Source organism: Arthrobacter sp. FW306-1B-F12A (assembly GCF_058781865.1).
In genome coordinates this window covers 1-7333 of record NZ_JBYSXD010000084.1, presented here as the reverse complement: position 1 = coordinate 7333, position 7333 = coordinate 1, and the positions used below count along the sequence as shown (strand labels likewise).

At 58.3% G+C, this 7333-nt stretch carries 5 protein-coding genes and 1 pseudogene; all 6 read right to left on the bottom strand.

Annotated features, from left to right (window positions below; genetic code table 11):
- Nucleotides 1–794: 794 nt before the first annotated feature.
- Complete coding sequence (locus AC3WJU_RS22010; RefSeq protein WP_492260864.1) at nucleotides 795–1715, bottom strand: IS3 family transposase; 921 nt, start codon at nucleotides 1713–1715, stop codon at nucleotides 795–797.
- A gap of 44 nt (nucleotides 1716–1759) precedes the next feature.
- On the bottom strand, nucleotides 1760–2086 hold the full coding sequence (locus AC3WJU_RS22005; RefSeq protein ID WP_332602350.1) for a helix-turn-helix domain-containing protein: 327 nt from the start codon (nucleotides 2084–2086) through the stop codon (nucleotides 1760–1762).
- A gap of 33 nt (nucleotides 2087–2119) precedes the next feature.
- A pseudogene (locus AC3WJU_RS22000) lies at nucleotides 2120–2248 on the bottom strand (helix-turn-helix domain-containing protein); the annotation flags it as partial.
- Between the two features lie 346 nt (nucleotides 2249–2594).
- Entirely contained in the window at nucleotides 2595–3803 is a 1209-nt protein-coding gene (locus tag AC3WJU_RS21995) for an ABC transporter ATP-binding protein (RefSeq protein ID WP_492260863.1), read from the bottom strand.
- Nucleotides 3800–5479, bottom strand: coding sequence for an ABC transporter permease subunit (locus tag AC3WJU_RS21990; RefSeq protein ID WP_492260862.1), 1680 nt, complete (start codon nucleotides 5477–5479; stop codon nucleotides 3800–3802). Before AC3WJU_RS21990 ends, AC3WJU_RS21995 begins: the two co-directional genes overlap by 4 nt.
- A 138-nt stretch (nucleotides 5480–5617) precedes the next feature.
- The gene (locus tag AC3WJU_RS21985; RefSeq protein ID WP_492260861.1) at nucleotides 5618–6742 is read right to left on the bottom strand and encodes an extracellular solute-binding protein; all 1125 of its coding nucleotides are present in this window, start codon (nucleotides 6740–6742) and stop codon (nucleotides 5618–5620) included.
- Nucleotides 6743–7333 lie beyond the last annotated feature (591 nt).

Sequence of the window (7333 nt, the reverse complement as noted above, 5' to 3'; positions counted from 1 at the left end):
CTGGGCGAAGCCATGGTCGGCATCAACGTCGAGGAAATCCCCGAACCCCACCGCCTCGCCCAACGCGGCTGGTAACCAGGATTGCATCCCAATGAAGCCCACTGCGCCTGTTGGCAGGCGTCCACTTTCACCTGATGATTGGGTTTTCCTCAACACGGACGACAGAGTGTTCGTTCAACGGGAAAATGAGAACCTCACCACCGGCACGGTGGACCTCGTCTCCCCGGACGCGTCGATCTTTTGGATGTGGCTCGACAGCGGCCGGGGACGGATTGCCATTCACGAGGAGGACCATGTAAGCGTATGGTTCGAGGAAGATCGCCCTTGGCTCCATTTGCACTCGAAGGATCAAGTTCCCGCTGAGCAGGGGCTGACTCCCCCATGTGACGGTCAACATCCACTGCAGGCCTAAATGAAACGTCCGGCGACTCTGCTTCCCTCCCAGGGTCCAGCGCAGCGCCGAGTGTAGAAGCTGTCGTCAGCCAGCCGGGAAGTTGGCTAGCTCCTGGCGCTGCAGGAGTTCGTGCGGGCTCATGAGGAACAACGCTGGTGCCCCGACCAGCAACATCAGCCCAAGCCGACGTTGAGGAATGTTCACACAGATGGCTTGCGGGCCAATGCATGAACCAGAAAACCGAGTTGGGCGTTGGGAGGGAACGGGAAGCTAAGGTCGGCGACCTCTCCGACGCACCCGAAGTGCAAAGAATGATCGGCTCGCTGCCGTCCGGTCCGGGCCGCGACAGACATCTACTCCCCGTGTTCGAGGGCTCCGAGAGACAATCACGGCAGTGCGGTCAGCCCGCGCTCGGGGCCACATGGCGGAAAGCCCGATTTGGTACCAGCGGTCCACGTAACTGGTACCTATGTTCCCTGAACTGGTCCCCGAAAGTTGGACTGGCTAAGTGAGATCCTAAGCCGCGAGGGCCTGGGCACGGTATTGCACCGGACTCAGGCCCTCGAGCTTTGTCGAGATCCGTTCGGTGTTGTACCAGCTGATGTACTCGTGAAGTGCCGCTGTCAGTGCCTGGGTGCTGATGAACCGGACACGGTGGAAGAGTTCTTCTTTGAGATGGCCGAAGAAGTTCCATCACGGCATTGTCGTAGCAGTTGGCCTTGCGTGACATTGATTGGGCCGCTCCGGCAGCGCTGAGGAGATTCCGCCAGGAGTGATGCTGGTACTGGAATCCCTGGTCGGAATGGACCAGCGGTTTCTCACCGTCCTTGAGGGTCGTTAACGCCTTACTCAGCGACGTGTTGGTGAGCTCCAGGTTCGGCGAGATGCCGAGGGTGTACGAGATGATCTGCCGGTCGAAGAGGTCCATGACAGGTGAGAGGTAGAGTTTGCGGTCGCCGACGCTGAATTCGGTCACGTCCGTCACCCACTTCTGGTTCGGGGCGGTGGCTTCGAAATCCCGGTTGAGCACGTTCGGAGCGACGGCGCCTTGTTCGCCGCGGTAGGAGTTGTAGCGCTTCTTCCGCCGGACCTTGCAGACCAGCCCGAGCGTCCGCATCAGCTTCAGCACGGTCTTCTTCGCGGTCCTCCAGCCTTGGTTGGCCAGCTCGATGTGGACCCGTCGGTGCCCGTACCTGCCATGGTTCTTCTTAAAGATCTCCGTGACCGCGCGCTTGAGAGCCTCTTGCGGATCGGGGGCCTGGAGCCGGGCCTGGTGATAGAAGAACGTCGAGCGGGCAATGCCCGCGATGTCCAGGAGCAATTCCAGGCGGTGTTCGGCCTTGAGAGCGATGACGGCGCGGACCTTTACCGCCGATCCTCGTCCCTCAAGGCCTGCACTTTTCCCAGGAACGCCACCTCTGCCCGCAAGCGCTCGTTCTCACGGCGCAACCTTTGCAGTTCTGACTCAGGCTGCGACGGCGCCCCGAAAGGCGACTTCGGGCGGCCCTTGGGCTTCGGACGCAGACCGTCTTCACCTTCATTCCGATACAGGCTTGCCCACTTCTTGATCAGAATCGGGGACGACAGCTGGAACTCCTGCGCCAAGGCCACCTGGGTCTCTCCAGCCAGAAACCGCTGCACAACAGCGAGTTTGAACTCAAACGAAAACTGCCGCTTGGTTGGCTTGGCCACTAGCGTTGTACCTCCGCGAACTCTCCACCGGTCATACAACCGGCCTATGGCCCGCTTGCTCACCCCGAGCTTTGCGGCAACGGACTTCGCGCCCCAACCGGTCTCAAACAACGCTACCGCGGCCGCGCGCTGCTCCTCGGACAACGAACTGCTTTTTAACATGAAACTGCTCCCCGTAAGTCAGAACTGAATTCTCAGTCCAACTTTCGGGGAGCAGTTCAGTCACCCAGCCCGGCCTTGGAAGCGTAGTCCCAACAATGTGGATCGCCAGTACCGAATCGGGCTACCCGCCACTTCGGGCAGCCACTTTCTCATCGATACCAGTCCAGGGCGTCCTCCGAACATCTGGCGGTAGGAATTTTCACCACGATGGGTCTGCCCGGACACGCTCAGCCGCGGACTCGATGGCCTGATCCTAGGGGTATTCCTCGTCACACAGGTGTCACCGCTGAAGTGTTCCTCTGTCAGGGCATTGGCCGAGCGGACTACGCCTTCTACAGATCTAGACCTAAGACGGAGATACAGCCGACTCGACAGCCCGAAGTGCTGGCGATGGGCCTGCCTCGAGACCCAATACATGAGTCCGGTCGACGTCAATACTCAAGGTCACCATCGAACCCACATCGATGTCGTCAATTCCTCGCTTGCGGGAATCATTGAACGTACGAGGAAGGCGGACAATGAGATCTCCGAGCGGACTGCTACATTGCCAAGCGACCTCTCTGCCCGCGAAGCGACGGCTCTCAACGATTGCCTGAATGCAGTTTACAGAATTACCCGGTTCCTCAACGAGGTCAAGCCTTTCCGGACGGATGGCCACAGATGAGGCACCGTCTGCAGGTTTGTCGCGGCCAGACCACAGCAGAATCCCATCTTTCCCGGCCCGTATCTGCCACCCCTGAGGGCCAGGTTCCAGGATCCCGTCGACCACGTTACAGTCCCCAACGAAATTGGCAACGAAACGAGAAACAGGTCGATCATAGATTTCCTCGGGGGAGCCGATCTGTTCGATCCGTCCCTGACTCATGACGACTACGACATCCGACATCGCGAGAGCCTCCTCCTGGTCATGTGTGACGTAGAGGAAGGTACTCTTGACTCGCTTATGGAGATCTTTCAGCTCCACCTGCATGGCCTCTCTGAGCCTGCGATCCAAGGCACCGAGGGGTTCATCGAGTAGAAGGACCGGGGGTTCATAAACGAGCGCCCGCGCCAGCGCGACACGCTGCTGCTGACCTCCGCTCAATTCGGCCGGCTTACGATCGCCGAATTTGGTCAGTTCGACCAGCTCAAGCGCACGCGCAACACGTTTTGTGATTTCATCGCGCTGAACGGACCGTGCTTCAAGAGGGAACGCGATGTTCTGCTGCACCGTCATGTGAGGGAAAAGTGCGTAGTTCTGAAAAACCACACCGAGGTTACGCCTGTCTGCTGGCACGCCAACGAGGTCTCGACCGGCCAGTTTGACCTGACCCGAGTCCGGTTCGACGAATCCGGCAAGGATACCTAGCAGAGTGGATTTTCCCGAACCGCTTGGCCCCAGAATCGAGACGAAATCTCCGTCCCGCACCCGCAGTGAGACACCGTGCAACGCGGTCGAGTTGCCGTAGGTCTTGGTTAGATTATCGAATACAAGATAGCTGTCTGCATCGCCTTTGTACACGGGGGGTGCGTCCTTCCTGGAAGAGAGCGGTATGGCGGTGACATGTTCGATCACGATGCGCTCCGATGGGTCTTCGTGGCACGACGCGTCGCATATGTCGCCGCGCCGGCCAGTGCTGCGATGACGATGGTGCATGCAGTCAGCAGCACTCCAATCACAGCAAGCTCAGGATTGAGGTTCTCCTGGGCGTCACTCCAAAACTTCAATGGCAGGTTCTGGAACGTCAGTCCCCCCATGAACAGGGTGACGGTGAATTCGTCGATTGACAGCAGCACCGCCAAGAAAGCTCCCGTAATCAGCGCCGGTCTTAGCAGTGGCAGTGTCACCTTTCGAAGCCGCCGCCACGGCGATGCGCCTAACGAATAGGCGGCTTGGTCCCACCGCTGGTCGTACGAACTCAGTCCGTTGACGAAGTTTACGTAAACGTATGGCAGCGCCAGGATACTGTGAACAACAGCGATCGCTGGCCAGTAACCGATTAGATCAAACTGGGTGAAAACACTGTAGATCCCGGTGGCATACATGACGTGAGGAACAATCAGCGGGAGCAGCGCAGTTGCCATAACCGTGCCACGGGCGAAGGCCCGCAGGTGAGTCGTGCGCAGTGCTAGGAAGCTGCCAATTACGAGAGCAATGACCGTTGACATCAGGGCGATTTGTACTGACAATTGGACGGCCTGACCCCAAGAGGGGTCCGTGAAGACCGCTTCATACCATTTTGTTGACCAGTTTCCGGTGGGGAAAGCCAGCAACTGGAGCGGCTGGAACGACATGCCAATGAGGTAAATGAATGGCCCGTCGACAAGGATAACGGCCGCAACGACTATGACGGAGACCAGCAGGTGGCGATGGCCGGAACCAGCAGGGATTCTCCGCAGTACAGACCAGATTCGCGTGTTGGTTTTCCAATCCCGAGGACGCTGGTTGGTCTTTCGTTTCCGTTGCTTCTCGGCTGTCTTCAATCCGAGAACTTGGCCTAGTCCGACGGATTTGGCGGTGAGTATGAGCACGAGCCCGACGACCGCGGTTAGGATAACCGCGAGTGAAGACGGGTAAGCCGGCGACAGTCCATACGATCCTTGGGTAACCTGCTGCACTACCAGGGTAACCACTGTTGTCTGTGCCGGACCACCGATCAACGCGGGTGTCACATACATCCCAGCGCTACTAATGAAGACCAGAGCGGCCCCCGAGATCAGGCCGGACTTGGACTGGGGCGCGTAAACCCGCCAAAAGCTCTCTAAATGGTTGGCTCCCAGAGTCCGCGCGGCCCGCAGATGGGACGGGTCGATGCGGGACATCGAGACATAGCAGGTCAGGATGATGATCGGCAGGAACACGTTGACCAAAACCAGTAGAACTCCGCCCGCCGTGTAGTTGAGGGTTGTGACGTCGATTCCAAGCCAGTTCAGTGTCCCGACGATCGGGCCGTTGGCACCTAGCAGACCGATCCACGCATAGCTTCTGACGAGGAATGACGTCAACTGGGGGAACACGAGCAACGCCAGGGTAATCGTACGGAGCCGGGGCCCCATAAGTGTCATCGCATAAGCGACTGGAAAAGCGGTGATGGCGGTAATTGCTGTCGTGAGCGCTGCCAGCAGCAGCGTTCTGCCGAGGATGGTAAGAATAGTCCCGGAGGCGAGCTGGTCACTATAGGCGCGCCAAATGGGATCGACGCCTACACTGCTCTGCAAAGTAATGAAAAGCGGTATTGCAAGGCCGAGCACCAGGTATGCCCCAGCCAGGAGCCAGGCTAGCCAAAGCCCGCTCCGACGGAACAGTATGACGTTCTTCAAGCGAGGTGCGCGCCTGCGGTCTTCGAGAAGAACGGGACGATTTGCGGGTTCAGTTTGTATCACTGCGGCTCAGCCTTGAGTCAGCCATTTGGTGTAGGCAGCGGCGGCGGTGTTCTGATTCTTCAGCCACCAATCGTTGTTTATCTTCGTTGTCTGGCTAAGGTTCGACGGATCCGTGACCATGTACTTTCGCATGCTCGGGTCGACTAGGTCCACAGCCTTTGAGTAGGCCGGGGCATTGCCGGTGTCGTTGGCCATGCCCGCCTGGACCTGGGGCCGCATGAAGAAATCGACAAACGCGACGGCGCCATCAACGTTCTTGGCCGTAGCTGGAATTCCTGCTCCGCTACCAGTCAGGAGGCCCCCGTTGAATGTGATCCCAATTGGCAGTCCGGCCTTTATCGCTGTCGCCATCCGACCGCTTGTCGCCAACGAGTATGCGATCTCTCCGGTCCCGAGCTGGTTCTGAATTTCGGCGCCAGTCTTCCAGAAGTGGAGCGCCGACTGGCTGCGCAGCTTGGTCAAGGTCGACAGCGCCTTATCGGTGTCAATCGGGTACAGGCTGGACGCGGGCGTCCCAGCACCCAACTCTGCGATCTCCAAGCTCGCGTTCGGAAGATTGTAGACACCACGGGTTGCTTTGAACTTCGTGGTGTCGAAGAATTCGGCCCATGAAGTTGGGTGGTCGTTCTCATACTTGGTGTTCCACGCCAAGACGTAAGCGTAGAAGCCAATCCCGACAAGGTTCGACTGGTAGTAATCGGGATCGACACCGCGTGCCTTCCCGATTTGAGCCAGACGTGGATCTGCTTTTAGAAGCCCCTCGTTGCCCCACGCCTGCATGGGGCCGTAGTCGGCACCCAATATGACGTCGCCTGCGAACTGCTGACCTTTGATCTGAGTTTCGAACGTACTGCAGCAATTCGTGGTCAGCGTGACTTTCGCTCCGGTCGCAGCCTCGAAGGGTGTGACGGCGTATTTCTTCACAGCGTCTGCATATGTTCCACCGTAGGTATTGATGACGATGGTTTGCCCCTGGAGGTTAGGCATCGGAAGCACAGTGTCAACCTTGCCTGAGGACTCAACCGAAGTGCTTGGGGTGCTGCTGCCACAGCCTGCCAAGACTAAGGCCAGAGCGGCTCCCGCCACGACGCACCATCCGCGGATACCACCTGTCCGTTTCCTGCTTTTCATCTGTGCGTTCCCTTCGATCTCGGTGCACGAGGACATTGCGTGACGCGAAAACGGCTGTATGCGACTCATCTTTCCTACCTTTCGTTGGATCTCAGAGGCTCGACTGGAGCTCGGATGGCTGCTCACGTTCCCACGCCCACGGATCAGGGTCGGTGGGTCTAAAACTGACGCAGCATAGAATTGAGTTATTTCGATAATAGCCGCCTTTGCCTGCGTGTCAAGGGTCACATCGCGAGGCCTGCAGGACGCTTATGCGAAGTATCCGCTCACGCCCGCAGTCAATAAATCGTTCAAAACAAGGTCCATCGGCTAGAAATCCTTGCGCCCCCTCGTCGCCATGAACGAGCCGTCTCGCGTCATTGTGTATCGAATAACTTCGGTAAACAGCATGCCCGACTCAGACGCGACGCGGGTCACACCTGGAAGGAAGCCCTGCCTCGCAGGCCCTGTCCTTCCTATAGCTTTGACTCAATTGGTATTTGCACTCGTTACAATCAACAATGTTCGATCTGACTGGGAGGGATCTGGCGTGAATCTTGTGGGCAGGGATGAGGGGACCGTGCTTAGGTCTGCTGATCTGGACCTTGCCGT

Coding starts and splice junctions, on each gene's coding strand:
- AC3WJU_RS21985 (WP_492260861.1), bottom strand. CDS start 6,742: ATGAAAAGCAGGAAACGGACAGGTGGTATCCGCGGATGGTGCGTCGTG.